The following is a 26,686-nucleotide window of genomic DNA, read 5'->3' as shown; positions in this document are numbered from 1 at the left end:
TCCGGTGTCAGTAGTCAACTACTGACAGAACGTAAGGCCGTTGGTCGCAAGCAAAGGGTAGGAGCGCTACCCCCTCGATCAGGGGTAAAGCTCCTACCCTCGTGGGCGGGTAGGGATCCTGCCTATGCCGTCGCCGGCAGGTGCATCTTCTGCCGCAGGTACTCGGCTTCCCCGCGTACCAGGCGGTTTGAGGACGCACTCAGCTCGGCGACGGCGGAGCGAGCGAAGAGGTTGTAGGTGAGAGTTTCCGCAGACTCCGTGTACGCCTGCTTCAGCAGATGCACCACGGCGAGCGGCTCCCGCTCCATGCTGTATGCGCGGGCCGACTCCGCCAGGTGAAAGGCCCGCCGGGTGGCACTGGGCATCGCTGCCCGCGACAGGTCGACGTTGCCGGCCGCCTCAACGGCACTGCCCCCGCTGACCAGATCGGACTCCATCGTGATCGCGTAGGCATCGACCATGCCGCGGCCGAAGATCAGGTACGGGTGGCTGTAGGCGTCGCCGAGTTGCTTCGCTGCACGGTCCGCCCGGTTCCAGAACCTCTCGGCATCACCCCGCTTCCCCACCTTGGCGTAGGACAGGGCAGCCGCGAGTTGCAGCAGACCCCAGCGTGCGAGGTCTTCTGCGCCCCGGTCGCGGCGGAGCAGGTCCGATGCCCGCATGGCCAGATCCACCCGAGCTTCGTGTCGCTCACCGGCATCTCGGAAGACGTGGTTCATGTACCAGGCGGCGCCCGCAATGGCGTACGGATCGTCTGCAGCCTGGGCCGCGGTCATCGACCGGTCTCCCGAGAGGGTGATCAACTCGGATGCCGGCTGGAAGGAGAGGTAGAGCTGGGCGATGTGGTAGGTCTCGGCGAGAGCGACCAGCACCCGCCGGCGGTCATTGCCCTCGTAATGCCGTGCGGCGTATTGGAGATCGGCCAGGAGGTCGGGCAGCACGGTGGCCACCCGAGTGCGGTGATCTCCGTCGGCGTGCCACATCCGCCAGGCTTCGGCCACCCGGGCACGGAGCTCGGAGGTGGACTCCGGTTCTTCGTCCGCAGATCCGAAGTGGTAGTCGGTCAGCGCGGCCTTGACGGCCGACAGCGCGGGGTGCGCCTGCTTGGCGTAGGTGGTCTTCGACAGCCGCTCGTCCCCTGTCAGCTCGGCAAGGTCGTCGACTCCCAGGACATCGGCCAGGCGCAGCAGCAGCGGCAGCCGCGGCATACCGATGCGGCCCTTCTCGACTGCCTTGACCCATTCTGCCGACCGGTTGACCAGGCCGCCGACCACCGCGCGGGTCAGGCCCGCTCGCGTGCGGGCGCGTTCGACGCGTTCACCGAACGTGCGGGCAGGCGGACGTGATGCCTCCGCAGGACTCTGTGGCATGCTGATCTCCATTGAGTAGCCGTTCTCTGGTGACACTCAGGACGGTACTCCCCGGTAGAGCTCCGGGACAGCGAACAGCCCCGCCTTCGCTTGGGAGGCGGGGCTGTTGTGCTGGCGCGCTCTGCGCCCCGCCGGCCCGGCGCATGGCCCGGTGGCGGAGGGGATGGCGTTCCTGCGGAGGAACCGGGGCGTTCCGGCCATCCGGGCGATTGCCGGGCGGTTGCCGGGCGATTGCCGGGCGGTTGCCGGGCGAGTTCGGCGCCGGGGATTGCGGGGGGTGCCGGGGCCCGGGAGCCTGGCCGGGCGGGCTCGTGCGGGGCGGGCTCGGCCGTCGTCTTCCCGGCTCCGCCCTGCCCTGCGGGACCGCGCTCCGCCGCCGCGGCGGATGCCGCGGCGGAACCCCCACCGAAGGGATTCCCCATGAGCATGCGGAACCGGTTATCCGCCCTGCTGGCCACCGTGGGACTGGCGGCCGGGCTGGTCGTCACCCTGGCGGGCCCGGCCGGGGCCGCCACCCCGCACTGCCACGGCACCTCCTCCGTCCATGTGCTGGGCAACGGCTACAACGAGTACGACGTGATGCCGACCCGCACCCCGAACGACATGAACTGGCGGTGTGTGCTCGCCATCGGCGACGGCTATGTGGGCGACCAGTACTACGCCGTGTGGTATCTCCAGCGGTCCCTGCACGCCTGTTACGGCCAGGAGATCGCGATCGACGGCAAGTACGGCCCGCAGACCGCCGAGGCCGTCAAGAACGTGCAGCGCTTCCACAACTCCGTGCAGGACGCGGGACTCGCCGTCGACGGCGTCTACGGCCCCAACACCGCCTACTACATGGAGTACCAGAACACCCTGGGCCGCTGCTGGACGAAGACCTGACCCCGCGCGGAGCGACACCGGCGGCGCCCGGCCCGTGCCGTGACCGGGACTCTCCCGGGCGGCGGGGAAAGGCGCCGCGGCACTCCTCCGGTCCGTCGCCGATTCCCCGGCGGCGGACCGGGGAGGCGGTCAGCGGATGTGGTGGCCGGACAGGGCGCGGGCGATGACCAGGCGCTGGATCTCGCTGGTGCCCTCGAAGATGGTGTAGATCTTGCTGTCCCGGTACCAGCGCTCCACCGGGTGTTCGCGGCTGTAGCCGGCGCCGCCGAGGATCTGTACGGCCTTCTCGGTGGCGGTCACCGCGAGTTCGCCGGCGCGCAGCTTCGACATGGAGCCCTCGCCGGCGGTGAACGGCTTCTCGTTGCGGGCCATCCAGGCGGCCCGCCAGATCAGCAGCCGGACGGCGTCGATCTCGGTGCGCAGATCGGCCAGGGTGAAGGCGATGGACTGGTTCTCGATGATCGGGCGGCCGAAGGCCACCCGGTCCTTGGCGTAGTCCAGGGCGTATTCGTAGGCGGCGCGGGCGATGCCCAGGGCCTGGGCGCCCACGGTGGGGCGGCTGGCCTCGAAGGTCGCCATGGCGGCCTGGCCGCCCGCCCGGCCGCCCTCGCGGGCGCGGGCCAGCCGCTCGTCCAGCTTCTCCTTGCCGCCGAGCAGGCAGGAGCCGGGCACCCGGACGTCGTCCAGGAAGACGTCGGCGGTGTGCGAGGCGCGCAGGCCCAGCTTCTTGATCTTCTTGTTGCCCGCCAGGCCGGGTGTGCCGGGCGGGACCACGAAGGCGGCCTGCCCGCGCGCGCCCAGCTCCGGATCGACGGAGGCGACGACCACATGGACGTCGGCGATGCCGCCGTTGGTGATCCATGCCTTCTGGCCGTTGAGCACCCATTCGTCGGCGGCCTCGTCGTAGCGGGCGCGGGTGCGCATGGCGGAGACGTCCGAGCCGGCCTGGGGTTCGGAGACGCAGAACGCCGCGACCTTGGGGCTGTCGGGGTCGCCGAAGCACTGCGGCACCCATTCGACGAGCTGGTCCGGGGTCCCGGCGGAGAAGATCCCCGCCACCGCCAGGGTGGTGCCGAAGATGGCCATGCCGATTCCGGCGTCTCCCCAGAACAGTTCCTCGTTGGCGATCTGGAGGGAGAGCCCGGCCGGGTCGCCGAACAGCTCGGCCAGGGTCTCGAAGCTGTAGAGGCCGATCTTGGCGGCTTCCTGGATGACGGGCCAGGGGGTCTCCTCGCGCTCGTCCCATTCGGCGGCGGCGGGGCGGACCACTTCGGCGGCGAAGCCGTGCACCCAGTCCCGCAGATCGCGCTGTTCCTCGGTCAGATCCAGACAGAAGCCGGTCACGGTCGTTGCTCCTTCGGTGGCATGGTGGGGCGGAAACGGCAGAGCGGCGGGCGGGGCCTCACGCCTTGGGGATGTCGAACAGGCGGGTGAGGCCGGAGGCGAGCCCGATGTCCCCGGCCACCTTGAGCCTGCGGGTCATGAACAGGGTGATGGGGTTGGCGTTGCCGGAGACCAGCCGCAGGAACTCGGCGTCGCCCAGGGTGAGGGTGGTCCGGGCGTCGGCCTCGGTACGGCCCTCGCGCGCCGCGCAGCCGCCGTCCGCGATGGACACCTCGTAGACCGCCTCGGTGTCGCCGCCGACCTGCCAGCGGATCAGCGCCCGGAGGGAGCCGGCCCGGTCGGGGCGGAACTGCCGTTCCATCCGGGAGAACACCGCGCGCAGCACCCTCAGGCGCCGCTCGCCGGTCATGACCTCGGCGATGTCCTTTGTGGACAGGCCCTTGACCAGCCGGGCGAACTCCTCGGGGGCGACGGCGGCGAAGTCCATGCCGTCCAGCCGGGAGAGCAGGTCGGCGTCGGCGTCGGCGTTGTCGGCCATCGGCAATCCGTCCGTTCTTACTCGCGAGTAGGCTTACCTGAGAGTAAGATTACGACCGGGTAGGTAAGCTGGCAAGGGTGACGGCGAAACAGCGGCAGCGGCTGCCGCGCAGGGTCCGCGAGCAGCAGATCATCGACGCGGCCGTACAGGTCTTCTCCAAACGCGGCTACCACGCCGCCGTGGTGGACGAGATCTCCGAGCTGGCCGGCATCTCCAAGCCCATGGTGTACCTCTACCTCGGCTCCAAGGAAGGGCTGTTCATCGCCTGCATCCGGCGGGAGAGCGAGCGGCTGCGGTCCGCCTTCCGGGAGGCGGCCGAGGCCGGCGGAGACAGCCCGGAGACCCGGCTGTGGGCCGGGCTGCGGGCCTTCTTCGCCTTTGTCACCGAGCACCGGGACAGCTGGGTGGTGCTCTACCGGCAGGCGTCCGAACTGGGCGATGTGATCGCCGCCGAGGTGGTACAGGCCCGGCGCTCGGTGACGGACGAGGTCGTCGCCCTGGTCCGGGCCGGGATCGCGGAGCGCGAGGACAGCCGGCTGGGCGGCAAGGACGCCGGCTTCGTGGGCCATGTGCTGGTGGGCGCGGCGGATTCGCTCACCGACTGGATGGAACGCCACCCGGAGGAGGACGCCGACCGGGTGGCCCTGCGCCTGATGAACATAGTCTGGGTGGGCATGCGCCAGGTCCTGGACGGCGAAACCTGGGCACCCCCGGCAGGGCCGTGACCGCTGGGCATCAGGTGATCTCGCCCCGCAGGTGAGTGCGGGCGCCGTCGGGCGTGGTGAGGGCGAACAGCAGCCCGCGGCCGTCCTCCGGCGTGCCGGCGGCGCGGAAGCGGACCTCGGCGGGGAGGAGCACCGGGGCGTGGAAGGTGACCCGGACCCGGCAGGCATCGGGCAGCCGTCCGTCCAGCGCCGCCAGACAGCGGGCCTTGGTCCACATGCCGTGCGCGATGGCGCGCGGGAAGCCCAGCAGCCGGGCGGGCAGCGGATGGAGATGGATGGGGTTGCGGTCGCCGGAGACCCGGGCGTACGCCCGGCCGGCCGAGCCCGGCACCCGCCACAGCCCGTCCACGGCGGCGCCGCTCGCGCCATCGGCCGGCGGCTCCGGCACCTCAGGCACCTCCGGCACCCCGGGCGGGGAGGCCGGCGGCTCGCCGGGGGCGGTGCGGTGGCGGTGGCGGTGGCGGTGGCGGTGGAGATAGGTGCTGCGGGAGCGCCAGACCGTTGCCCCGTCCGGTGCGGCGGCGCCCACGGCCATGGTGAAGGCCGTACCGCGCGGATGGCCGGACGGCTCCTCGGCCCACGCCGCGTAGCTCAGCGGCTCCCGCACGGTCAGCGGCCTCAGCCGTTCGATCTCGTTGGCGATGTGCACCAGACCCAGCAGCGGGAACGGGAAGTCCCGGCGGGCCATCAGACGCAGTTGCAGGGGAAAACCGACGAGGTGGGGGTAGGTGAGCGGCAGCGCGGCGGCTGCCGCGGCATGGCCGGAGCCGGCGGGGAAGCCGCAGACGTCGGCGTACCGGCGCAGGTGGTCGGCGTCGGCCGGGACGCCGGAGAGGGTGATGCGGCGGTCGGGCAGCCGGATGACGTCTGCACCGCTGCCGGTGCTGCCGCCGCCGCGACGGCGGGCGGGGGACGGCATGGGCAGCAGCGCGCGGGCGTAGCTGCCCAGCAGGCCGGGCGGGCGTCCGTGGGGCGCGGGGCGGTTCATCGCCTCACGCTCCGAGGAGCGACTGGCCGCAGACCCGCAGCACCTGGCCGGTGACCGCGCCGCTGCCGGGCGAGGCGAAGTAGGCCACGGTCTCGGCCACGTCCACCGGCAGCCCGCCCTGCCGCAGGCTGTTCATCCGCCGTCCCGCCTCCCGGATGAGCAGCGGCACCGCCGCCGTCATCCCGGTCTCGATGAAGCCGGGGGCCACCGCGTTGACGGTGATCCCGCGTTCCGCCGCCACCGGGGCCAGCGACCGCACATGGCCGATCAGACCGGCCTTGCCGGTCGCGTAGTTGGTCTGGCCGGCGTTTCCGGCGATGCCGGCGATGGAGGAGGTGCAGACGATCCGGCCGCCGTCCCGCAGCACAACGCCGTGGCCGTCACCGGCCAGCAGATGGTCGTCGATGCGTTCCACGGCGCGGAGATTGACCGTCAGCACGCTGTCCCAGCGTCCGGCGTCCATCCGGCCCAGGGTCTTGTCCCGGGTGATACCGGCGTTGTGGACGACGATGTCGACGCCCCCGGGCGCGCGCTCGCGCACCGCGCGGGCCAGTTCGCCCGGCGCGTCCTCGGCGGCGATGTCCATCTCCAGCGGCGCCAGTCCGCCGCTCGCCGCCGCCACCGCCGCCAGTGCGGTGCGCTGCCCGGCCAGATCCAGGCAGATCACCCGGGCGCCGTCCCGGTGCAGGGTCCCGGCGATCGCCGCCCCGATGCCCCGGGAGGCCCCGGTGACCAGGGCGGTCCGGCCGGCCAGCGGCCGTTCCCAGTCCGCCGGGCGGAGCCCGTCGCCGTCGCCGTCCACGCGCAGCACCTGGCCGGAGACATAGGCGGAGCGGGCGGAGAGCAGAAAGCGCAGGGTCGACTCGCAGGCTTCCTCCGCTCCCGGCGCCACCAGCAGCAACTGTGCGGTGCCGCCGCGCCGCAGTTCCTTGCCGACCGAGCGGACAAAGCCCTCCAGGGCACGCTGGGCGGTGGCCTCGGCGGGCCCGGCGGCCCGCTCGGGCGGGGTGCCGAGAACGATCACCCGGCCGCAGGGGGCGAGCGTCCGGATCAGCGGATGGAAGAAGGCGTGCAGGGCGCGGAGCTGCCCGCTGCCGGTGATGCCGGTCGCGTCGAAGACCAGGGCGGCGGGCCGCGGCTCCTCGGTGCCGGGCTCGGGACCGGGCTCACGGATCGGGACGCCGCAGGCGTCGAGCAGCGCGCGCACCCGGTCCCCGAGCCGTCCGCCGGGCGCCCCGCCCAGCACGGCCGGGCCGGTGAGCAGCGGCCGGCCCGGCCGGTGGCGGCGCAGCGGCTCGGGGCGGGGCAGGCCCAGCCGCCGGGCCAGCACGGCGCCGGGACCGCGGGCGGTCCATTTCTGGTAGCGATCGGCCATTGATTTCCTCCCTACGCTTGAGTAAGTCTACTGAAGAGTAGGTAGCCACCTCCCCGACCACAACCCGTCCCCCGAAGGAGCCGCATGCCATGAGCAGCGCCCCCCGCCGGGTCGCCGTCGTCGGCGGCAACCGCATCCCGTTCGCCCGCTCGGACGGGCCCTATGCCACCGCCTCCAACCGGGAGATGCTGACCGCCGCGCTGGACGGCCTGGTGGAGCGGTTCGGGCTGCGCGGCGAGCGGCTCGGCCAGTTCGCCGCCGGCGCCGTGCTCAAGCACAGCCGCGACTTCAATCTCGCCCGGGAGACCGTGCTGGGCAGCGCCCTGCACCCCGCCACCCCCGCCTGCGATGTGCAGCAGGCCTGCGGCACCGGCCTGGAGACGGTGATCCTGATCGCCAACAAGATCGCCCTGGGCCAGATCGATGCGGGCGTCGCGGGCGGCGTGGACACCGCCAGCGACGCCCCGCTCGGCGTGAACGACGCCCTGCGCCGCATCCTGCTGGAAGCCCGCCGCCGGCGCACCCTGCCCGGGCGGCTGCGCGCCCTGGCCGCCGCGCGTCCCCGCCATCTGGTGCCGGACATCCCCCGCAACGCCGAGCCGCGCACCGGCCTGTCCATGGGGGAGCACGCCGCGCTCACCGCCCATGAGTGGCGCATCCCGCGCGCCGGGCAGGACGCGCTGGCGGCGGCCAGCCACCGGCGGCTGGCCGCCGCCTGGGAGCGGGGCTTCTTCGACGATCTGGTGACCCCCTTCCGCGGTCTGGACCGGGACCAGAATCTGCGCCCGGACAGCAGCCCGGAGAAACTGGCCGCGCTGAAACCGGTCTTCGGCCGCCGGTTCGGGGCGGAGGCCACCATGACCGCGGGCAACTCCACCCCGCTGACCGACGGTGCCGCCACCGTGCTGCTGGCCTGTGAGGAGTGGGCGGCCGAGCGCGGCCTGCCGGTGCAGGCGTACCTCGGGCCGTCCCGCACCGCCGCGGTGGACTTCGTGGACGGCCCGGACGGGCTGCTGACCGCCCCGGTGTACGCGGTCCCCGGGCTGCTGGCCGCGGCCGGCCTGCGCCTGGGCGACCTGGACCGGTACGAGATCCACGAGGCGTTCGCCTCCCAGGTGCTGGCCACCCTGGCCGCCTGGCAGGACCCGGACTTCTGCCGGGAACGCCTCGGGCTGGACCGGCCGCTGGGCGGCATCGACCCGGACCGCCTCAATGTGGCCGGTTCCTCGCTGGCCACCGGCCATCCGTTCGCCGCCACCGGCTGCCGGATCGTGGCCACCCTGGCCAAGCTGCTGCACGAGCGGGCGCGGGAGGCCGGCGGCGGGCGGCCGGTCCGCGGCCTGGTCTCGGTCTGCGCGGCCGGCGGCCAGGGCGTCGCCGCCCTCCTCGAACGCTGACCGCCCGCGCCCCCGGCCCTCTCCGCCCCGCCCTCTCCGCCCCTCCCCCTCCTCAGGAGCCGAAACCATGGGTGTACGCAAGGATCTGCGCACAGCGCGAAACCGGCTGCCGGAACCGGCCGGCCGCGTCCGGCTGGAGGTGATCCGCGAGCGGGGCGAGGTGCGCGAGGTGCGCGCCGGTGCGCTCGGCGAGCCGCTGCGCACCGGCAGCATCGCCGACATCCCGTTCCACAACGCGGCCGAGGCGCCCGGCGAGACGGTCTACCGCCGCAAGGACGCCGCCGGGCGGTGGCGCCCGGTCTCCGCCGCCGCTTTCGCCCGCGAGGTGACCGCGGTGGCCAAGGGCCTGATCGCGGCCGGGCTGCCGGCCGGCGGCCGGGTCGCGGTGATGTCCCGCACCCGCTACGAGTGGGCCCTGCTGGACTTCGCCATCTGGGCGGCCGGCGGCATGACCGTGCCCGTCTACGCCACCTCCTCGGCCGGGCAGGTGGAGTGGATACTGCGCGACTCCGGCACCCGCTTCCTGGTGGTGGAGACCGCGGAGCACGCCGCCGTCGTCGCGCGGGCGGCCCGGGCCCTGGCCCACGGCACCGAAGGGGAGGCCGGCGAGCTCATGGTGTGGCGGCTGGACGACGGGGCGATCGGCGAGCTGACCGCCCTGGGCCGGTCCGTCGAGGACGCCGCCGTGGAGCGGCGCCGCTCCGCCCTCACCCCGGAGGCGACCGCCACCATCTGCTACACCTCCGGCACCACCGGCCGGCCCAAGGGCTGTGCGCTCACCCATGCCAATCTGCACGCCGAATCGGTCAACACCATCGATCTGCTGCATCCGGTCTTCACCGAGATCACCGGGAAGCAGGCCACCACCCTGCTGTTCCTGCCGCTGGCCCACATCCTGGGCCGCACCATCCAGATCTCCTGCCTCAAGGCCCGGATACCGGTCGGGCACTGTCCCGGCATCAGACCGGACGAACTGCGGCCGGAACTGGAGTCCTTCCGGCCCACCTTCGTGGTCGGGGTGCCCTATCTGTTCGAGAAGATCCACGACACCGGCCGGGCCATGGCCGAACGGATGGGCCGGGGCTCGTCCTTCGACCGCGCCGAACGGATCGCGGTCCGCTACGCCGAGGCCGAACTGGCCGGCCACTACGGCACCGGCCCGGCCCCCGGCCCCGGACTGCGGCTCGCCCGCGGGCTGTACGACCTGCTGGTGTACCGCCGGATCCGCAAGGCGCTGGGCGGCAGGCTGCGCTACGCCATCAGCGGCGGCTCACCGCTGGACGCCCGCCTCAACCTCTTCTTCCTGGGCTGCGGGGTGGTGATCTACGAGGGCTACGGCCTCACCGAGACCACCGCCGCCGCCACCCTGGTGCCGCCGCTGGAGCCGCGGCCCGGCACGGTCGGCCGCCCGGTGCCGGGCACCGCCGTGCGGATCGCGGACGACGGCGAGGTGCTGCTCAAGGGCCCGGTCGTCTTCGGCTCCTACTGGCGGGACCCGGAGGCGACCGGCCGGGCCAAGCCGGACGGCTGGTTCGCCACCGGCGATCTGGGCGCGCTGGACGGGGACGGCTTTCTCACCATCACCGGGCGGAAGAAGGACCTGCTGGTCACCACGGGCGGCAAGAATGTCTCCCCGGCGGTGCTGGAGGACCGGATGCGCAGCCGCCCGCCGATCGGCCAGTGCCTGGTGACCGGCGACCGGCGGCCGTTCATCGCCGCGCTGGTCACCCTGGATCCGGATGCCGTGGCGCACTGGCTGGCGGTGCGCGGGCGCCCCGCGGACACCCCGCTCGCCGAGCTGTGCCGGGACGCGGAGATGCGCGCCGATGTGCAGCGGGCCGTGGACTACGCCAACGAGGCGGTCTCCCGCGCCGAGGCGGTCCGCGCCTTCCGGATCGTGCCCGGGGAGTTCTCCGAGGAGAACGGCCTGCTGACGCCCTCGCTGAAGGTGAAGCGCAAGGCGGTGGAGGCCGCGTACGCCGACGCCATCGCGGACATCTACCGCTCCTGACCGGGCCGCCGCACCGTCATCCGGAGCAGCCCGGACACCAGTAGCCGTCACCCTGGAGAAAGGTCCACCCCAGTCCCGATATGTGCGGGGCCGCCTCTTCGGCCGGATGCAGCAGATAGCCGAAGAAGTCCTCCTCCCGGGGCGGGCCCGGGTCGGAGATGACGAGATCGAACATGATGCGGGCGCCGCAGCCGCCGCGGTCGCAGGCCAGGTAGTAGCGCACGGGCCCAGGGGTCTTCCCCTCGGTCATCAGGCTCATGGGCACACTGTCGCCCACCGGCGCCGGCCGGCCGCGGTTCTTTGCCGAACCGCGCAAAAGATGAGATGTGGCCGCGTCCGTCTGCGGCCCGTCGCCCCTTGACGGGAGGCCGGCTCCGCCGCCGGCCACGCCGAGGTGGTGTCCTCACGGGCCGGCCGGTCAGCCGGCCGGCCGGTCAGCCGCGCAGCGATTCGCATCGCTCCAGGGCGCGTTCGGTGGCGGCGATCAGCTCCGGATCGCCCTTGGCCTGCCGCAGTTCCAGCGCCTCGATCAGCAGCTTCTCCGCGGTGTCCGGATCCCCGGTGTCCATCCGGAACTGGGCGAGGTGCTGGAGCGCGAAGTCGACCAGCTCCGGGCAGCTCTCATGGGCCAGTCGCAGCGCCTTGCGGTAGCAGGGTTCGGCCTCCGGATGGTCCTCGCCGTAGCGGTAGGCGTCGCCCAGGCCGATCAGGGCCGCCGCCTCGCCCCGCACATCGCCGAGGCGGGCGGCGAGCACCGCCGCCTCGGAGAACAGCTCCCGGGCGGCGGTCAGCTCGCGCAGCACCAGCCGGCAGGTGCCGGCGCGGCGCAGCGACCGTACGGTCACCGCGCCGCGCCGGCGTTCCTCCTCCAGTGCCCGGCCGGTCCGGGCGGCGGCCAGCCGGTAGGCCGGCCCGTCGGCCGGGACCATGCGCAGCCGCTCGTCGAAGACCACCGCGGCCTCAGGACCGTGCGGACGCCCCGTCACGGCGCCGCCGGCTCGCCGGCCCGGCCGCCCGGGCCCCTCACAGTTCCGCCAGTTCGCCGGCCAGATCGCCCAGGCCCAGTGAGCCCAGGGACAGCGCGGCCATGTGCCATGCCTTCAGATCGAACTCCCGGCCGCGCTCGGCCGCCGTCCGGCGGGCCGTTTCCCGGCCGGCCAGCCAGGCGCGTTCGCCCAGCTTGTAGCTGATCGCCTGCCCGGGCACGCCCAGGTAGCGGACGATCTCGGAATGGTTGAACGCCTCGGACATACCGCTGTGCGCGTTGAGGAACTTCTCGGCCCGCCCGGGGTGCCACACCTCGCCCGGGTGGAACTCCTCGCCCTGCGGAATGCGCAGCTCCAGATGCATGCCGATGTCGATGATCACCCGGATGGCGCGCAGCATCTGGTTCTCCAGATAGCCCAGCCGGTGCGCGGGGTCGGTGAGCAGGCCGAGTTCGTCGGCCAGCCGCTCGGCGTACAGCGCCCAGCCCTCGGTGGTCGCGCTGACCTGGCCCAGGCTGATCTGGTACGTGGACAGCCGGTCGGCGGCATACCGCCACTGGGCGAGCTGGAGATGATGGCCGGGCACGCCCTCGTGGTACCAGATGGACACCAGCGGCCAGGTGGGGAAGCGGGTCTCGCCCAGGGTGGGCAGCCAGGTGCGGCCGGGCCGGGAGAAGTCCATGGACGGCGGGGTGTAGTGCGGCGCGGCGGCGGCGCCGGGCGGCGCGATCATCGATTCCACGGTACGCAGCGGGCCGGCGATGTCGAAGTGGGTGCCGTCCAGTTCCTCGATGGCCCGGTCCATGAAGTCCTGGAGCCAGCGGCGGATGTTCTCCTCGCCCTCCACCGCCTCGCCGTGCCGGTTGAGATGGTCCATGGCGGCGTGCGGGGTGGCGCCGGGCAGGACCTTGTCGGCGACGGTGATCATCTCGGCGTGCAGCCGCCGGTATTCCTCCCAGCCGTAGGCGTAGGCGTCCTCCGGGTCCGGGTCCAGGCCGGTCCACTGGCGGGCGCCGCGCAGATAGCGTTCCCGGCCCACCGCGTCGGGGGTGCCCTCGACCGCGGGCAGATACGTTCCCGCGATGTAGTCGCGCAGTTCGGCCAGGCCGGCGGCGGCCTCGTCCGCGGCGGCGTCCAGCCCGGCGCGCAGCGCGTCCGGGCCGGGCTCGGTGAACCGGTGGTACCAGCGGCCGTCCAGCACCTCGGTGAGCTGGCCGGCCACGGTCGCGGCCTGGCGGGGCGCGGCGCGCAGCCCGCGGGCCAGCCCGGCGTCCAGGGCGGCGCGGTAGCCGCGCAGCGCCTCGGGCACCCGGCGCAGCCGGCGGGCCACCACCGCCCAGTCGTCGGCGGTGTTCCGCGGCATGGCCAGCAGCATGGTGCGCAACTGCTGGAGGGGGGACATCAGATTGTTCACCTGGCGCAGGCCGTCCCCGGCGGTGTGCCGGTCCAGTTCGGCGCCCAGCCGCTCGTGCAGCAGCCGGGCGGCCCGGCACTGGCCGTGGTCGGTGAGGGCGGGCCGGGAGTCCAGTGCCTGCACCCGGGCCAGCGTGGCGCGGGCCGCGTCGGCCAGGGCCTGCTGGCCGTCCGGCGAGTAGTCCGGAAGCAGATCGCTGCCGGGCCGGGTGCCCAGCATCTCCGCGACGAACGGGTTGAGTTCGGTGACGGTCTCGACATGGTCGTCGGCGATGGCACGCGGGGTGTCCGCGGGCGCGTGAGGTCCCTGAGGCATTACCTCATCTTGTCCGAGAAGCGGACGGAGCGGAACCCGCGTCGGCCCTGCTGGGGCCTGTCGCCCGCCCGCCGCCGGTGCCGGGCTCAGGGTGGCGGTGCGGCGCCCGGCGCGGGGCCCGCGGGGGCGGGGAGGGTGAAGCAGCTCAGGAAGCGTTCGGCCGCGGCGCGGTCACCGCTCAGCCGCAGTTCGCCGGCGGCCTCCGCCTCGGCCGGCGGCCGGCCGCCGTAGACCAGGGAGGCGAGCGTCTTCGGTGTGCCGTCCAGCACCGCGTGCGGGCCCTCGGCCGGTCCCGGTATCACCTCGAATCCGCCGTCCGCCACCGTGGCCCGGAAGCGGTGCTCGCCCAGCCGCAGTTCGAGCAGCAGATCGGCGCCCGCGGCCCGCCGCGCGTCGAAGTTGGTGCGCAGCGAGAGGATGAAGGTGGCAACGCTGAGGTGGGCGTCCGGGCGGTGGGAGGGGGAACGGGCGCCCCAGCGTCCGATCTGCCGGATCACCGGCTCCAGCTCCAGCCCCCAGGGCGTGAGCCGGTAGACCTGGGCGCGGGAGGGCGGGGGCAGCCTGGTCTTGTGCAGCACCCCGTGCCGTTCCAGTTCGGAGAGCCGGGTGGCCAGCACATTGGTGCTGATGCCCGGCAGGTCCTCCTTGAGATCGCTGTAGCGCTTGGGCCCGAGGAGCAGTTCCCGGACCACCAGCAGGGCCCAGCGCTCCCCCACCAGGTCCAGGGCGTGCGCCGCTCCGCACGCGTCCTGGTAGCTGCGATTGGTCGCCATGCCCACCATCCTACGAGCATCACTGCGAACATCGCATCATGTGCTTGTTTTTTAAAAGTACCTAGTGCTAGATTGCAAGCAACCGAACGAGCAAGGAGCCCGTCATGCGGATGATCTTCGTCAACCTGCCGGTGAAGGACCTGGACCGGGCCGGCGCCTTCTACAAGGGCCTCGGCTTCTCCTTCAATCCGCAGTTCTCCGACGACAAGGCCACCTGTGTGGTGATCGACGACAACATCTTTGTGATGCTGCTGACCGAGGAGTTCTTCCAGACCTTCATCAACGGCGAGATCAGCGACGCCACCCGCACCACCGAGGTGCTCAACGCCCTCTCCGCCGACAGCCGCGAGGAGGTGGACGACCTGCTCGCCCGGGCACTGGCCTCCGGCGGCAAGGAATGGAAGCCGGTCCACCAGGACGGCCCGATGTACGGCGGAAGCTTCCAGGACCCGGACGGCCATGTCTGGGAGGTCCTGCACATGGACATGTCCCAGTCCCCGGCCTGAGCCGCAGTACCGCAGGAGTCAGACGGGCGGCGGCGGGATCTCGCTGGTGATCACGGCGAAGTTGGCGCCGAACCGGTCCGTGCACAGCGCGATCCTGCCGATGCCCTCGTGGCTCGTCGGCTCCATGTGCAGCCGCCCGCCCCTGGCCAGCACCGCCGCCGCGATCACATCGCAGTCCGGCACCTCGAAATACGGCTGCCAGTAGGGCCCGCCGTCCTTGCGCAGATGCCGCTCGGGCAACTGCATGATCCCGCCCAGGCTGCGCTCCGGCCCGCCGTCCGCCGTGGCCACCACGGTGTAGTTCCCGGTGCCCGCGCCGGAGAGCCGGACATCCTCCTCACGCCAGCCGAAGACATGCCGGTAGAACTTCTTCGCCCCGGTGCCGTCCGTGGTGTAGAGCTCCGTCCAGCACAGCGAGCCCTCCTTGGCCAGCGCCTCCAGCCCCTTGCGGGCGGCCGGCTGCCAGACCGCGAACAGCGCCCCGGCCGGATCGGTGCACCACGCCATCCGGCCGTCCGCGGGGACGTCCACGGGCTGCCGCGCCACCCGGCCGCCGGCCGCCGCCACCGCCCGGGCCGTGGCCTCCGCATCCGGGCTGCTGAAGCAGAGCAGCCACGCGGAGCGGGCCTGCGCCTCCGGCAGCGGGCCCAGACCGGCGGCGACCCGGCCGTCCAGCGTCAGCAGGCCGTATCCCCTCCCGGCCGCGGTCCGGGAATGCTCCCCTCCCTCCGGGCCCAGCGGCTGGAACTCCCAGCCGAACAGATCGCCGTAGAACTGCGCGGCTGCCCGGACGTCCGGCGTGCCCAGCTCCACCCAGCAGGCGGACCCCGGAACGTAGTCGGTGGTGAGCATGGCGCGTCCCTTCGGTCCTTCCTCCTCGCAACTCCACCGTGGCCTTCCCCGCCACGCCGGGCCTGCCCTTTCAGCCTGACACCGGCCGGTCACCCTCGCCTGTCGGCACGCGTGCCGCGGAAGGTGGCCCGGTAGGCGGAGGGCGAGACGCCCAGCGCGGCATGCAGATGCTGGCGCAGCGAGGCCGCGGTGCCGAAACCGGACCGCTCCGCCACCCGGTCCACCGGCAGATCGCTCTCCTCCAGCAGATGCCGGGCCCGCTCCAGCCGCTGCTGGAGCAGCCACTGGAGCGGGGACAGCCCGGTCTCGTCGCGGAACCGGCGGGTGAAGGTGCGCACGCTCATCGCCTCCCGGGCGGCCAGCTCGCGCAGGGTGAGCGGACGCTCCAGCCGCTCCAGCGCCCAGGCCCGGGCCCGCCCGGTGCCGGCGGCCCGGGGCTGCGGCACGGGGTGGCGGATGAACTGGGCCTGGCCGCCCTCCCGGTGCGGGGGCACCACGGTGCGGCGGGCCACCGCCGCGGCCACCGCCGAGCCGTGGTCGGCGCGGATCATGTGCAGGCACAGATCGATGCCGGAGGCCACGCCGGCCGAGGTCAGCACCCCGTCCTCGTCCGTGTAGAGGACGTCCGGATCGAGCCGGACCCGGGGATAGAGCGACCGGAAGCGGCCGGCCTCGGCCCAGTGGGTGGTCGCCCGGCGGCCGTCCAGCAGGCCCGCGGCGGCCAGCACGAAGGCTCCGGTGCAGATGGAGGCGATCCGGGCGCCCGGACGGATCCGGGCCAGCGCCGCGGCCAGCTCCGGGCCCAGTTCACCGCTGGTCATGGGCGGGTCGGGCTCGTGGGCGGCCGGAATGACCACGGTGTCCGCCTCGGCCAGCGCCTCGGTTCCGTGCCGTACCTCGATGGTGAAGTCGGCGTCCGTGCGCACCGGGCCGGGCCGCAGCGCGCAGGTCACCACCTCGTACAGATACTCCCCGGCCGGCCCGCCGCCGTGGCCGCCGCCGTCGCCGCCCGGCTGCTGGGCCCGTGCCCGGCCGAACATCCGGTGCACGATGCCCAGCTCGATCGGCAGCAGCCCGTGCCGCACCAGCACCGCCACCCGGTGGCGGCGCCGCCGGCCCGGTTCGCCATGCTCACTCATGGCCTGATTCTCACATACATGTGTTTCCGGCCATCCGGCCGGGCCCGCGCGGCGTCGAAGTCCGGCCATTCCGGTCCGAACCGGCTCCTCCGCGCCGAACGGCCGCCATACTGTGGCTACTTCGGCTGCTGCGTCACCGTGGGGGGCCTCATGAGCGAAGAGCCGGCGAACGCCGCTGCGGCGGCCGGGCCGATGACCGTGCGGCTGGCCGTCGCCCCGGATCCGGCACTCGGCCTCGACGCCGGGGAGACCGAGCGGCTCACCGGCCGGCTGCGTGCCGAGCTGCTGGAACTGGAGGTGGCCTCGGTGGAGACCGAGCCCGCCGGGGAGCTGCCGGACGGGGCCGGGGCGGGTGATCCGGTCACCGTGGGCGCCGTGGTGGTGGCGCTGGGCGCGGGCGGCGGGGCCTTTGTCGGCCTGGTCGAGATGGTGCGCGACTGGCTGGGGCGACAGGCGGCGCGGCACCGGATCTCGCTGACCGTCGACGGCGACACCATCGAGCTGGAGCGGGCCTCCGAGGAGGAGCGCCGGGAGCTGATCAGCGCCTATATCCACCGCCACAGCGACGGCCGGCGCCCGGAGCACTGAAGCGCCGGCCGCCGCCATGCCCGCTCACCCGCGGGCGGCGGCCGCCCGGTCCCCGGCCGGGTCCGGCGTCCCCGGGGCCGCGTCCGGCGGCAGGGTGACCCGGATCTTGGACTGGCCGTGCGGCAGCTCCTCCCAGTCCGCCATGAACCGGGCGTGCAGCCCGTGCCGGGCGGCCAGGGCGGTCAGCGTCTCCGTCCGGTAGTAGAAGTCCTCGCGCAGCACCTGGTGCTCCGCGCCCTCGGTGCGGTCGAAGGTGAAGTCGAAGAAGCCGCCGGGCCGCAGCACCCGCCCCACATGGGCCAGGCACTCCTCGATCACCTCGATCGGTGAGTGCGAGAACACGCTGTGCGCGTGCACCACATCGAAATGGGCGTCCGGCAGGAACTCCAGCCTGAGGTCCTTGGTCAGGGTGAGATACGGCAGCTTGTGCTGGAGCCCGTACGTCGCCACCGTGCCCTTGGCGTGGATCAGGATGTCCGGGGAGATGTCGATGCCGTAGTAGTGCCCCGGCTCCAGGTATTCGATGAAGCGCCAGCCGGCACGCAGATTGCCGCAGCCGATGTCCAGCATCCGGTGCTCCGGCCGCAGCCCGTGCCGCTCCCTCAGATAGCGGAACTGCATCTCGCCGAGCGCCAGCCAGCGGTCGTGGCTGCGGCTGCCGACGGCGCCCTCGGGGCTGCGCGCGGTGTCGGAGGCCATGACCGCGCGGTAGTACGCGACATGGTCGCGGTGCCTGGCGCGCAGCCACAGATCCCGTCCGGCCCGGCGCAGATACGGGGCCACCCGGTGCGGATGGCGCAGCGCGTAACGGATCTTGTGCATCAGTCGGGCGCGGTTGCGGGCGGTGGACGCGGCGCGCGGCATGGCGGCTCCCCTGGTCGAGTACGGACGGCATGGACACCGGTGCGGACCCGCGCCGGGCAGACGGGGCTGGGGGACAGCACCCCGGGACGGACACACCGGCAGGGACACTTGGGGACGGACAGGGGCAGCATGCTGCAAAACGCCCCGCACCGCCAGGGGGCGCGCGTTCCCCCGCGCATCCGCTGTCCCGGGCGGCCCTTGCGCATGGATAGCCCGGAGGGGTATACAAGAACAGAATTCATACCCCCGAGGGGTATCCAGCCCTCAGGGCGCCCAGCCCACCGGACAGGAACGAGGCACCGGCGATGACCACCACCACGCCCCCGTCGGAAGCCGCCGCGGCACACCGGACAGAACTGGCGATCGGCGGCATGACCTGTGCGTCCTGCGCGGCCCGGGTGGAGAAGAAGCTCAACCGGATGGACGGCGTCACCGCCACCGTCAACTTCGCCACCGAAAAGGCCCGGGTCTCCTTCGGCCCGGGAACCACCGTCGAGGATCTGATCGCCACCGTGGAGGCCACCGGCTACACCGCCGAGCCGCCTCCCCCGCCCGCGCCCCCGCCCCCGCCCACGGCCACGGCCACGGCCACGGCCGCCCCGGAGGCGACGGGCACCGCCTCCGCCGCCGGGGCCGGCCCGGAGACCGAGGCGCTGCGCCTGCTCCGCCACCGCCTGCTGGTCACCTGGGCGCTGGCCGTACCGGTGATCGTCCTGGCCATGGTCCCCGCCTGGCAGTTCGACAACTGGCAGTGGCTCTCGCTGACCCTGGCCGCCCCCGCCGTCCTCTGGGGCGGCTGGTCGTTCCACCGGGCGGCCTTCACCAATGCCCGGCACGGCGCCGCCACCATGGACACGCTGATCTCCATGGGCACCGGCGCAGCGCTGCTGTGGTCCCTGTGGGCACTCTTCTTCGGCCACGCGGGCATGCCCGGCATGACCCACGAGTTCGAGCTGACCATCACCCGCGGCGAGGGCAGCTCCGCCATCTATCTGGAGGTCGCCGCCGGGGTGATCGCCTTCCTGCTCACCGGCCGCTATCTGGAGCACCGCGCCAAGCGGAAGGCGGGCGCGGCGCTGCGGGCCCTGCTGGAGCTCGGCGCCAAGGACGTCACCGTGCTGCGGGACGGCCGCGAGGTCCGCGTCCCGGCCGGGCAGCTCGCCGTGGGGGACCACTTCGTCGTCCGGCCCGGCGAGAAGATCGCCACCGACGGCACGGTGATCGAGGGCAGCTCGGCGGTGGACGCCTCCATGCTCACCGGCGAATCCGTGCCGGTGGACGTCACCGCCGGGGACGCGGTCACCGGCGCCACCGTCAACACCTCCGGCCGGCTGGTGGTCGCCGCCACCCGGATCGGCGCCGACACCCAGCTCGCCCGGATGGCCAGGCTGGTCGAGGACGCCCAGAACGGCAAGGCCGCCGTGCAGCGGCTCGCCGACCGGATCTCCGCCGTCTTCGTCCCCGTCGTCGTCCTGATCGCCCTGGCCACGCTGGGCGTCTGGCTGGCCACCGGCGCCACCGCGGCCTCCGCCTTCACCGCCGCCGTGGCCGTGCTGATCATCGCCTGCCCGTGCGCGCTGGGCCTGGCCACCCCGACCGCCCTGATGGTCGGCACCGGGCGCGGCGCCCAGCTCGGCATCCTGATCAAGGGCCCGGAAGTCCTGGAGTCCACCCGCCGGATCGACACCATCGTGCTGGACAAGACCGGCACCGTGACCACCGGCCGGATGACCCTGCTCGCCGTCCACACCGCCGGGGACGTCCCCGAGGAACCCGAGGAAGAGGCCCTGCGGCTGGCCGGCGCCCTGGAGAACGCCTCCGAGCACCCCATCGCCCGCGCCATCGCCGCCGCCGCGGCCGACCGGACCGCCGGGCCGCTGCCCGCCCCGGAGGACTTCACCGGCGTCCCCGGCAAGGGCGTCACCGGCATGGTGGACGGCCACGCCGTGCTGGCCGGCCGCCCCGCCCTGCTGGCCGACTGGTCGATCGCCCTGCCGCCCGGCCTCGCCGAGGCCAGGGCGGCGGCCGAGGCCCGGGGCCGCACCGCCATCGCCGTGGCCTGGGACGGCGAGGCCCGCGCCATCCTGGAGGTGGCCGACGCCGTCAAGCCGACCAGCGCCGAGGCCGTCGCCCGCTTCCGCGCTCTGGGCCTGACCCCGATCCTTCTCACCGGCGACAACGAGACCGTGGCCCGCGCCGTGGCCGCCGAGGCCGGAATCTCCCCGGAGCATGTCATCGCCGAGGTCCTCCCCGAGGACAAGGCGGCGGTCGTCTCCCGCCTCCAGGCCGAGGGCCGCGCGGTCGCCATGGCCGGCGACGGGATCAACGACGCCGCCGCGCTGGCCACCGCAAACCTGGGCCTGGCCATGGGCACCGGCACCGACGCCGCCATCGAGGCCGGCGACCTGACCCTGGTCCGCGGCGACCTGCGGGCCGCCGCCGACGCCATCCGGCTGTCCCGGTCCACCCTGCGGACCATCAAGCAGAACCTGTTCTGGGCCTTCGCCTACAACACCGCCGCCATCCCGCTGGCCGCCCTCGGCCTGCTCAACCCCATGCTGGCCGGCGCGGCGATGGCCTTCTCCTCCGTCTCCGTCGTCACCAACTCCCTCCGCCTGCGCCGCTTCCGCGCGGCGGCCTGACCAGCCGGCGGCCGGACGTCCGGATCAGCGCCAACCGCTGCCCGGTGAACGGCTCCTGCCGCACCATCGCGCACCCCGATCGGTCCGGGACCGCGCAATGGCCCCGCTGAGCCCCTCAGGCGGGGGCCAGGCGGGCGCCGTGTTCGTCGGCGAGGGCGGTGATGCGGGTGGCGAGGGCGATGTCCCGGGCGGTGATGGCGCCGCCCGCGTCATGGGTGTTCATGGCGAAGCCGACCGTCCCGTACAGGACGGTGACCCTGGCGTGGTGGTCCGCCTCGTCCTCGGCCGCGGCCACCGCCGCGTACAGGGCGGGAACGCGGGCCCGGTCCGCCTTGAACACGGCGGTCAGCTCCCCCTCCCGCACCGTCCACCCCGGCAGGCCGGCCAGGGCGTCCTGAAGTTCACTTTCGGTCAGCGGTGTCGCGGGCACCAGTGGCCTCCTTCGTCAGCCGGGCACGGCTATCGGGTTTCCCATCCTGGCCCGGAACACGCCCCGCCCCGCCGGTACACGCCGACGGGGCGGGGCGAGGTGGGCCGGTCAGGAGGGCGGGGGCTTGCGGAGGGCGAGGTGGAGCTCCTTCAGACGGGCCTCGTCGACCTCGCCGGGGGCGCCCATCAGCAGGTCCTGGGCCTGGCCGTTGAGCGGGAAGGCGATGGTCTCGCGGATGTTGGGCTCGTCCGCCAGCAGCATCACGATGCGGTCCACGCCCGGGGCGATGCCGCCGTGCGGCGGGGCGCCGAAGGAGAAGGCCCGCAGCATGCCGCCGAACTCGCGCTCCACCTGCTCCCGGGTGTAGCCGGCGATGCCGAACGCCTCGTACATGATCTCCGGCTCGTGGTTCCGGATGGCGCCGGAGGACAGCTCCACACCGTTGCACACGATGTCGTACTGCCAAGCCAGCACGGACAGCGGGTCCTGGGTGCGCAGCGCCTCCAGGCCGCCCTGCGGCATGGAGAACGGGTTGTGCGAGAACTCGATCTGCCCGGTGTCCTCGTTCCGCTCGAACATCGGGAAGTCCACGATCCAGCAGAACCGGAAGACGTCCTCCTCGAAGTGCCCGGCCCGGCGGGCGGCCTCCACCCGCACGGCGCCCATGATCTTCGAGACCTCGTCGAACTCACCGGCCCCGAAGAAGAGGGCGTGGCCGGGGCCCGCCTCCAGGGCCGCGAGCAGCGCCTTGGTGTCGTCCTCGGTGAGGAACTTGGCGATCGGGCCGGTCAGCGCGCCGCCCTCGCCGACCCGCAGCCAGGCCAGGCCCTTGGCGCCCTGGGACACCGCGAAGTCGCCGAGCTGGTCGAAGAACTTGCGCGGCTGGTCCTGGGTGTCCGGCACGGCCAGGGCCCGGACGTGCTTGCCCGCGAAGGCCTTGAAGCCGGAGCCGGCGAAGACGTGTGAGACGTCCACCAGCTCCAGGGTGGCGCGCAGGTCGGGCTTGTCGGTGCCGTACCTGGTCATCGCCTCCCGGAACGGGATGCGCGGGAACGGGGAGGTGACATGCCGTCCGCCGCCGAACTCCTCGAACAGCTCGGTCATCACCCGCTCGATGACCCGGAACACGTCCTCCTGCTCGACAAAGCTCATCTCCACGTCGAGCTGGTAGAACTCGCCGGGCGAGCGGTCGGCGCGGGCGTCCTCGTCGCGGAAGCAGGGCGCGATCTGGAAGTAGCGGTCGAAGCCCGCGATCATCAGAAGCTGCTTGAACTGCTGCGGCGCCTGCGGCAGGGCGTAGAACTTGCCGGGGTGCAGCCGGGACGGCACCAGGAAGTCGCGCGCGCCCTCGGGGGAGGTCGCGGACAGGATCGGGGTGGCCAGCTCGTTGAAGCCCTGCGCCGTCATCTTCTGCCGGATGGCGGAGATGACGGCCGAGCGCAGCATGATGTTGCGGTGCATCCGCTCCCGGCGCAGGTCCAGGAAGCGGTACTCCAGCCGCATCTCCTCGTTGACCCCGTCCTCGGTGTTGACCTGGAAGGGGATCTGCCCGGCGGAGCCCAGCACCTCCACCCCGGACACCTCGACCTCGATCTCGCCGGTCGCCAGCTCCGGGTTGACGTTCTCCGCGCCGCGCGCCACGACCCGGCCGTCGACCCGGATCACGGTCTCCTTGGCCAGGGAGGAGAGCTGCGCGTCGATCCGGTCGCCGGCCTCGGTGCCGGGGCGGACCACGAGCTGCACGATGCCGTAGTGGTCGCGCAGGTCGATGAAGAGGATGCCGCCCAGGTTCCGGCGATTGTGCAGCCAGCCGGACACGCGGACATCCTTGCCGATGTCCGCCGGACGCAGCTCACCGCAGGTGTGGGACCGGTACCGATGCATCACGCAATCCACTCAATCCAAGGGTCGTCGAGGTGGCGGCCGTACCCTCCGTTTCCGGACGGACGCGTTCCGTGCGCGGCCGGAAGAGTACGGCGCACCAGCCTACCGTCCGGGCGCGGGGGGACCCCGCACGCCCGGACCCGCACGACGGTCCCCCTGCACCACCTCCCGCACCCGCCCGGCAGGACGCCGCTCACTCGCCGGGGTACCGGATATGTGCATAAAGTTGAACAAATGCGCACCGAAGATGTGCTGGCGGCCTCCGAGACCGGGCTGTGGCGGTGGGACCAGGCCACGGGTACGGCGACCATGGACGCGATCGCCGCCCGGCTCATGGGCCTGCCGCCCCGCTTCGTCACCGTCGGCGAGTCGGAGATCCGCGCCCGGGTCCATGTCGAGGACTTCATCGAGCTCCAGCGGCTGGGCACGCTGGCCCTGGCCGAGCGCCGGGTGGTCGAGGGCCGGATGCGCATCCTGGACGCCGACGGCCGGGTGCTGCGCCGGCTGCGCACCCGCATCCGGGTGGTCGGCGAGGGCGTCAACATCGTCATGGCCGGCGTGCTGATGCAGGTGGTCGAGGGCATGCCGGAGGAGGAGGCGGCCGAGGCCGCCTCCGGCCACCCCGAGCTCTCCCGCCCGGCGGGCGACTGGCGGCTCTCCCGGGAGGCGTTCCTGCTGGACGCCGGCCGGGCGCTGGCCGAGGCCCGCACCACCGGCGAGGTGCTGCGCGTGGTCAGCAGCCTGGCCCTGCCGGGGTTCACCCCCGACGGCATGTGCGTCTTCGGCATCAAGGGCGACGAGCTGTCCCTGATCGGCCGGCACGGCTACCCGCTGGAGGGCTGCACCGAGCGGCGCGAGGTGCCCGGCCACCGCGGCCCGGCGCCGGACCCGGGCCTCGATCTCGATCTCGATCTCGGCCTGGACAGCGACTATCCGGCCGCCGAGGCCATCCGCAGCGGCCGGGCCGTCTATCTGCCCTCCCCGGCCGAGTACCGGCGCCGCTACCCGGCGGCCTGGCCGTTCGTCCGCGCCTTCGGCCGCTCCGCCTGGGCGTATCTGCCGCTGACCGCCGGCGGGCGGACCATCGGCGCCTGGATGGTCGCCTTCCCCGAGCCGGTCGCCTTCACCCCGGACGAGCGCTCGGTGCTCACCACGGTCGCCCGGATGCTGGCCCAGTCACTGGCCCGCACCCATGTCTTCGAGTCCGAGCGGGCGCTGGCCACCGACCTCCAGCAGACCATGGCCCCGACCACCACCCCGCAGGTGCCGGGGCTGCTGCTGGCCGGCCGCTATGTGCCGACCGGCGGCGGCCTGCAGATCGGCGGCGACTGGTACGACGTGATCCCGCTGCCCTCCCAGCGGGCGGCGCTGGTGATCGGCGATGTGCAGGGGCACGGTGTGCGGGCCGCCGCGGTGATGGCGCAGCTCCGCATCGCGCTGCGCGCCTACGCCGCCGAGGGGCACCGGCCGGACGCGGTGCTGGCCCGGGCGTCCCGGTTCCTGGCCGGGGTGGAGGACGAGGACGGCGGCACCCGCTTCGCCACCTGCCTCTATGTGGAGGTGGACACCCGCACCGGCAGCCTGGAGGTGGCCCGGGCCGGCCATCCGGACGTGGGGGTGCGGCTGGCCGACGGCACCTCGGTGCTCCGCCCGACCGAGGGCGGCCCGCCGCTGGGCATCGACCCGGACTGGGCGTATCCCACCACCCGGCTGGTGCTCCAGCCGGACGAGACGCTGGTGATGTGCACCGACGGGCTGCTGGAGACCGGCGGCCACGATCTGGAGACCGGCTGGGCGCGGCTGCGCCGGGTGCTGGAGGCGCATCCGGGGGACGATCTGGAGAAGCTGGCCGACGCGCTGATCGACGCGGTGTACGGGCCGCCCTCGCACCGCAGCGTCGGCCCGCACACCGACCGCCGGGAGGACGACATCGCGCTGCTGATGCTGCGCCGCCCGGAGCACGGGCGGGTGCCGCGGCGGGCCGTGCTGTCGGTTGCGCAGGCGGAGCCGGCCCGGATCGCCGAGGCCCGGCACCAGCTCGCGGAGCTGCTGCACGACTGGGGCAGCCAGGAGCAGCTCGACGGCGCGGTGCTGATGCTCTCCGAACTGCTCACCAATGTCCTGGTGCACACCGACAGCGACGCGGTGCTGGTGACCGAGCTGACCGGGCAGCCGGGGGAGCGGCTGCTGCGGGTGGCGGTGACCGACACCAGCGATGTGATGCCGCACCGCCGGGAGCCGGGGGAGCTGGCCTCCTCCGGGCGCGGGCTGCTGCTGATGGAGGTGCTGGCGGACGCCTGGGGGGTGGATCCGCGCGGCGACGGCAAGACGACCTGGTTCGAGCTGCGGGAACGCCCGGAACGCCTCGACGACTGAGCCACCGGGCCTGCCCGGCCTGCCCGGCCTGCCTCCGGAGCGCCGAGCGAGTCTCTAGCGGGCGGTGCCACTGTCGGCGGTCAGCACTGCTTCCGCATGCGACCGCCGATCCGGAGACCAAAGGTGATCACCGACAACGACCTCGCCCGTCGCCTCCTGCCCGGCGACGGACCGGACGAGTTCTTTCTGCCGCCGCTGCCGCGCCTGCTGCCCGTGGGCTACCACCCGGACGCGGCCCGGATCGAGTTCGCCTCCAACGGCTGGGTGCGGCGCATGCTGGAGCCCTGCTTCGACTCCGAGGAGTCGCTGCTGCTCTTTCTGCGGCAGCGCAACGGGCTCTACGGACCGCTGACGGTGCCGTACGCGGAGCCGGCCCGGGCGCAGAACATCGCCGACTGGTACCAGTTCGTCACGGTCATCGACAGCTTCGTCTCCGACGAGTCGGCGCTGGGCGCCGACCATGTGGCTGCCGCCGACGCCTTTGCCGCCGTCGTCGCCGACCTGCGCGGCGGCGAGCGGGGCGGCGGGGAGCGGGGCGGTGGGGAGCGGGGCGCGGGCACGGCGAGCGTCTACGGCCGGGCCGCGCAGGATCTGTGGCGGCGTCTGACGGCCGGGATGACCATACGCCAGACCGAGCGGCTGGCCGCCTCCCTGGCGGCGTTCCTGCGCGGGTGCACGGAGGAGATCCGCAGCAAACTCGCCGCCCGCGTACTGGACTTCGAGGCCTGCATGCGGGTGCGGGTGGACAGCTTCGGATGCGAGTTCCTGGAACTGCTCACCGAGTACGCGGCCGGGGTCGACATGAGCGAGCCGGCCGCCGACGGGGTGTTCGAGGAGGTCCACCACCACGGCATGCGGCAGCTCATTCTCGTCAACGACCTGCTCTCCTGGCGCAAGGAGTACGCCCAGCGGGACACCATGACGACGGTCCGCGTGCTCTGCGAGGCCGAAGGGCTGCCGCTGCAGGACGCCGTGGACCGGCTGTGCGCCCTGGTGGAGCACCATGAGCGGGCCTATATCGCGGCCCGGGACAGGCTGCTGTCCGGCCCGCACGGACGCACCGGGGAGGTCCGCGCCTATCTGTCGGGCCTGGACCATCTGATCGGCGGAAGCCAGGAGTTCGAGTATCTGACGCCGCGCTACTTCGGCGACGGCGCGGTGTGGGACGGCTCGACCTCCGGCTGGCTCAGCCTCACCGCGCCGGTGGCCCGCTTCCGCGACGCCCCGGCGTCCCTTCGCGGCACCCGGCCCGACCGGCCCGACCGACCTGACCGACCGCTGGTGTGA

General features: G+C 73.2%; 23 protein-coding genes. 9 read left to right on the top strand and 14 right to left on the bottom strand.

Annotated features, from left to right (window positions below; all coding sequences use genetic code 11):
• Positions 1–122: 122 nt before the first annotated feature.
• Entirely contained in the window at positions 123–1,382 is a 1,260-nt protein-coding gene (locus BM242_RS09735) for a helix-turn-helix domain-containing protein (protein WP_245833948.1), read from the bottom strand.
• 408 nt (positions 1,383–1,790) lie between these two features.
• Between BM242_RS09735 and BM242_RS09730 the strand changes: the two genes are divergently transcribed.
• On the top strand, positions 1,791–2,252 hold the full coding sequence (locus BM242_RS09730; protein WP_093838345.1) for a peptidoglycan-binding domain-containing protein: 462 nt from the start codon (positions 1,791–1,793) through the stop codon (positions 2,250–2,252).
• Positions 2,253–2,381: 129 nt separating this feature from the next.
• Here BM242_RS09730 and BM242_RS09725 read toward each other — a convergent pair whose 3' ends face one another.
• Positions 2,382–3,596: an acyl-CoA dehydrogenase family protein gene (locus BM242_RS09725; RefSeq protein ID WP_093838344.1), complete on the bottom strand. Its 1,215-nt coding sequence runs from the start codon at positions 3,594–3,596 to the stop codon at positions 2,382–2,384.
• Positions 3,597–3,654: 58 nt separating this feature from the next.
• Complete coding sequence (locus BM242_RS09720; protein ID WP_093838343.1) at positions 3,655–4,134, bottom strand: SCP2 sterol-binding domain-containing protein; 480 nt, start codon at positions 4,132–4,134, stop codon at positions 3,655–3,657.
• 77 nt (positions 4,135–4,211) lie between these two features.
• Here BM242_RS09720 and BM242_RS09715 point away from each other — a divergent pair, with 77 nt between their 5' ends.
• A complete protein-coding gene (locus BM242_RS09715; protein WP_093838342.1) occupies positions 4,212–4,859 on the top strand; it encodes a TetR/AcrR family transcriptional regulator in 648 nt (215 codons plus the stop codon).
• 10 nt (positions 4,860–4,869) lie between these two features.
• Here BM242_RS09715 and BM242_RS09710 read toward each other — a convergent pair whose 3' ends face one another.
• Both BM242_RS09710 and BM242_RS09705 read right to left on the bottom strand, forming a co-directional pair.
• Positions 4,870–5,847 (bottom strand): MaoC family dehydratase, encoded by a 978-nt coding sequence (locus tag BM242_RS09710; protein ID WP_093838341.1) that lies wholly within the window; start codon positions 5,845–5,847, stop codon positions 4,870–4,872.
• A 4-nt stretch (positions 5,848–5,851) separates the two neighbouring features.
• Positions 5,852–7,222: a 3-oxoacyl-ACP reductase gene (locus BM242_RS09705; protein WP_093838340.1), complete on the bottom strand. Its 1,371-nt coding sequence runs from the start codon at positions 7,220–7,222 to the stop codon at positions 5,852–5,854.
• 89 nt (positions 7,223–7,311) lie between these two features.
• Here BM242_RS09705 and BM242_RS09700 point away from each other — a divergent pair, with 89 nt between their 5' ends.
• Together BM242_RS09700 and BM242_RS09695 are read left to right on the top strand one after the other, a co-directional pair.
• Positions 7,312–8,619, top strand: a complete 1,308-nt coding sequence (locus tag BM242_RS09700) for an acetyl-CoA C-acetyltransferase (RefSeq protein ID WP_093838339.1) — start codon at positions 7,312–7,314, stop codon at positions 8,617–8,619.
• Positions 8,620–8,686: 67 nt separating this feature from the next.
• Positions 8,687–10,630: an AMP-dependent synthetase/ligase gene (locus tag BM242_RS09695; protein WP_093838338.1), complete on the top strand. Its 1,944-nt coding sequence runs from the start codon at positions 8,687–8,689 to the stop codon at positions 10,628–10,630.
• A gap of 16 nt (positions 10,631–10,646) precedes the next feature.
• Here BM242_RS09695 and BM242_RS09690 read toward each other — a convergent pair whose 3' ends face one another.
• From BM242_RS09690 to BM242_RS30110, 4 genes are all read right to left on the bottom strand, one after another.
• Positions 10,647–10,889 (bottom strand): hypothetical protein, encoded by a 243-nt coding sequence (locus BM242_RS09690; RefSeq protein WP_093838337.1) that lies wholly within the window; start codon positions 10,887–10,889, stop codon positions 10,647–10,649.
• A 175-nt stretch (positions 10,890–11,064) separates the two neighbouring features.
• A complete protein-coding gene (locus BM242_RS09685; protein ID WP_139238299.1) occupies positions 11,065–11,616 on the bottom strand; it encodes a tetratricopeptide repeat protein in 552 nt (183 codons plus the stop codon).
• 37 nt (positions 11,617–11,653) lie between these two features.
• Positions 11,654–13,345 carry a DUF885 domain-containing protein gene (locus tag BM242_RS09680; protein ID WP_093838335.1) on the bottom strand — a complete coding sequence of 564 codons (1,692 nt, stop codon included), beginning with the start codon at positions 13,343–13,345 and terminating at the stop codon, positions 11,654–11,656.
• 86 nt (positions 13,346–13,431) lie between these two features.
• On the bottom strand, positions 13,432–14,118 hold the full coding sequence (locus BM242_RS30110; RefSeq protein WP_093838570.1) for a winged helix-turn-helix transcriptional regulator: 687 nt from the start codon (positions 14,116–14,118) through the stop codon (positions 13,432–13,434).
• A gap of 104 nt (positions 14,119–14,222) precedes the next feature.
• On the opposite strand from BM242_RS30110, the gene BM242_RS09670 reads away from it, so the two are divergent.
• The gene (locus BM242_RS09670; protein ID WP_093838334.1) at positions 14,223–14,624 is read left to right on the top strand and encodes a VOC family protein; all 402 of its coding nucleotides are present in this window, start codon (positions 14,223–14,225) and stop codon (positions 14,622–14,624) included.
• Between the two features lie 18 nt (positions 14,625–14,642).
• On the opposite strand, the gene BM242_RS09665 is transcribed toward BM242_RS09670, so the two are convergent.
• Both BM242_RS09665 and BM242_RS09660 read right to left on the bottom strand, forming a co-directional pair.
• A complete protein-coding gene (locus BM242_RS09665; protein WP_093838333.1) occupies positions 14,643–15,476 on the bottom strand; it encodes a VOC family protein in 834 nt (277 codons plus the stop codon).
• 89 nt (positions 15,477–15,565) lie between these two features.
• On the bottom strand, positions 15,566–16,615 hold the full coding sequence (locus tag BM242_RS09660; RefSeq protein ID WP_093838332.1) for a GlxA family transcriptional regulator: 1,050 nt from the start codon (positions 16,613–16,615) through the stop codon (positions 15,566–15,568).
• A gap of 150 nt (positions 16,616–16,765) precedes the next feature.
• Here BM242_RS09660 and BM242_RS09655 point away from each other — a divergent pair, with 150 nt between their 5' ends.
• Positions 16,766–17,203 carry an effector-associated constant component EACC1 gene (locus BM242_RS09655; protein ID WP_245833947.1) on the top strand — a complete coding sequence of 146 codons (438 nt, stop codon included), beginning with the start codon at positions 16,766–16,768 and terminating at the stop codon, positions 17,201–17,203.
• A 24-nt stretch (positions 17,204–17,227) separates the two neighbouring features.
• Here BM242_RS09655 and BM242_RS09650 read toward each other — a convergent pair whose 3' ends face one another.
• Positions 17,228–18,067, bottom strand: coding sequence for a class I SAM-dependent methyltransferase (locus BM242_RS09650; RefSeq protein WP_093838330.1), 840 nt, complete (start codon positions 18,065–18,067; stop codon positions 17,228–17,230).
• 305 nt (positions 18,068–18,372) lie between these two features.
• Here BM242_RS09650 and BM242_RS09645 point away from each other — a divergent pair, with 305 nt between their 5' ends.
• Positions 18,373–20,709 carry a heavy metal translocating P-type ATPase gene (locus tag BM242_RS09645; protein WP_093838329.1) on the top strand — a complete coding sequence of 779 codons (2,337 nt, stop codon included), beginning with the start codon at positions 18,373–18,375 and terminating at the stop codon, positions 20,707–20,709.
• 115 nt (positions 20,710–20,824) lie between these two features.
• Here the strand turns inward: BM242_RS09645 and BM242_RS09640 are convergent, their stop codons facing one another.
• Entirely contained in the window at positions 20,825–21,139 is a 315-nt protein-coding gene (locus BM242_RS09640; protein ID WP_093838328.1) for a 4a-hydroxytetrahydrobiopterin dehydratase, read from the bottom strand.
• A 108-nt stretch (positions 21,140–21,247) separates the two neighbouring features.
• Positions 21,248–23,023 (bottom strand): aspartate--tRNA ligase, encoded by a 1,776-nt coding sequence (aspS, locus tag BM242_RS09635; protein ID WP_093838327.1) that lies wholly within the window; start codon positions 23,021–23,023, stop codon positions 21,248–21,250.
• 234 nt (positions 23,024–23,257) lie between these two features.
• Between aspS and BM242_RS09630 the strand changes: the two genes are divergently transcribed.
• Positions 23,258–25,399, top strand: coding sequence for an ATP-binding SpoIIE family protein phosphatase (locus BM242_RS09630; RefSeq protein ID WP_093838326.1), 2,142 nt, complete (start codon positions 23,258–23,260; stop codon positions 25,397–25,399).
• 123 nt (positions 25,400–25,522) lie between these two features.
• Complete coding sequence (locus BM242_RS09625; RefSeq protein ID WP_093838325.1) at positions 25,523–26,686, top strand: terpene synthase family protein; 1,164 nt, start codon at positions 25,523–25,525, stop codon at positions 26,684–26,686.

It is taken from the genome of Streptomyces aidingensis, assembly GCF_900112355.1.
Classification (GTDB): Bacteria; Actinomycetota; Actinomycetes; order Streptomycetales; family Streptomycetaceae; genus Streptomyces; species Streptomyces aidingensis.
This window is presented reverse-complemented; position numbering and strand designations above follow the sequence as displayed.

Bases quoted from the DNA above. Each gene is read 5' to 3' on its own strand.
- BM242_RS09720 (WP_093838343.1), bottom strand. From the start codon at position 4,134: ATGGCCGACAACGCCGACGCCGACGCCGACCTGCTCTCCCGGCTGGAC.
- BM242_RS09735 (WP_245833948.1), bottom strand. From the start codon at position 1,382: ATGGAGATCAGCATGCCACAGAGTCCTGCGGAGGCATCACGTCCGCCT.
- BM242_RS09700 (WP_093838339.1), top strand. From the start codon at position 7,312: ATGAGCAGCGCCCCCCGCCGGGTCGCCGTCGTCGGCGGCAACCGCATC.
- BM242_RS09670 (WP_093838334.1), top strand. From the start codon at position 14,223: ATGCGGATGATCTTCGTCAACCTGCCGGTGAAGGACCTGGACCGGGCC.
- BM242_RS09690 (WP_093838337.1), bottom strand. From the start codon at position 10,889: ATGAGCCTGATGACCGAGGGGAAGACCCCTGGGCCCGTGCGCTACTAC.
- BM242_RS09705 (WP_093838340.1), bottom strand. From the start codon at position 7,222: ATGGCCGATCGCTACCAGAAATGGACCGCCCGCGGTCCCGGCGCCGTG.
- BM242_RS09645 (WP_093838329.1), top strand. From the start codon at position 18,373: ATGACCACCACCACGCCCCCGTCGGAAGCCGCCGCGGCACACCGGACA.
- BM242_RS09660 (WP_093838332.1), bottom strand. From the start codon at position 16,615: ATGAGTGAGCATGGCGAACCGGGCCGGCGGCGCCGCCACCGGGTGGCG.
- BM242_RS09680 (WP_093838335.1), bottom strand. From the start codon at position 13,345: ATGCCTCAGGGACCTCACGCGCCCGCGGACACCCCGCGTGCCATCGCC.
- BM242_RS09665 (WP_093838333.1), bottom strand. From the start codon at position 15,476: ATGCTCACCACCGACTACGTTCCGGGGTCCGCCTGCTGGGTGGAGCTG.
- BM242_RS09650 (WP_093838330.1), bottom strand. From the start codon at position 18,067: ATGCCGCGCGCCGCGTCCACCGCCCGCAACCGCGCCCGACTGATGCAC.
- BM242_RS09710 (WP_093838341.1), bottom strand. From the start codon at position 5,847: ATGAACCGCCCCGCGCCCCACGGACGCCCGCCCGGCCTGCTGGGCAGC.
- BM242_RS09630 (WP_093838326.1), top strand. From the start codon at position 23,258: ATGCGCACCGAAGATGTGCTGGCGGCCTCCGAGACCGGGCTGTGGCGG.
- aspS (WP_093838327.1), bottom strand. From the start codon at position 23,023: ATGCATCGGTACCGGTCCCACACCTGCGGTGAGCTGCGTCCGGCGGAC.
- BM242_RS30110 (WP_093838570.1), bottom strand. From the start codon at position 14,118: ATGGCGACCAATCGCAGCTACCAGGACGCGTGCGGAGCGGCGCACGCC.
- BM242_RS09730 (WP_093838345.1), top strand. From the start codon at position 1,791: ATGAGCATGCGGAACCGGTTATCCGCCCTGCTGGCCACCGTGGGACTG.
- BM242_RS09695 (WP_093838338.1), top strand. From the start codon at position 8,687: ATGGGTGTACGCAAGGATCTGCGCACAGCGCGAAACCGGCTGCCGGAA.
- BM242_RS09655 (WP_245833947.1), top strand. From the start codon at position 16,766: ATGAGCGAAGAGCCGGCGAACGCCGCTGCGGCGGCCGGGCCGATGACC.